The sequence below is a fragment of the Methylobacterium sp. E-041 genome, assembly GCF_022829665.1.
GTDB lineage: Bacteria > Pseudomonadota > Alphaproteobacteria > Rhizobiales > Beijerinckiaceae > Methylobacterium.
The window spans coordinates 1-318 of sequence record NZ_JAKSYQ010000172.1; the positions used below are offsets into that span (position 1 = coordinate 1).

Consider the following 318-nt stretch of genomic DNA (forward strand, 5'->3'; position numbering starts at 1 on the left):
TTCGAAGCTCGACCAGATCAACAAGGACAACGTCAAGAACCTCCAGGTGGCCTGGACCTTCTCGACCGGCGTGCTGCGCGGCCATGAGGGCGCCCCGCTCGTCATCGGCAACATGATGTACGTCCACACCCCGTTCCCGAATATCGTCTACGCGCTCGACCTCGACCACGAGGCCAAGATCGTGTGGAAGTACGAGCCCAAGCAGGACCCGTCGGTGATCCCGGTTATGTGCTGCGACACGGTCAACCGCGGCCTGGCCTACGCCGACGGCGCCATCATCCTGCACCAAGCCGACACACCGGTCGTCTCGCTCGATGC

1 pseudogene is annotated in these 318 nt (G+C 63.2%); it reads left to right on the forward strand.

The window, feature by feature from the left end:
- Nucleotides 1-318 (forward strand): annotated as a pseudogene (locus MKK70_RS15325) (PQQ-dependent dehydrogenase, methanol/ethanol family); the annotation flags it as partial.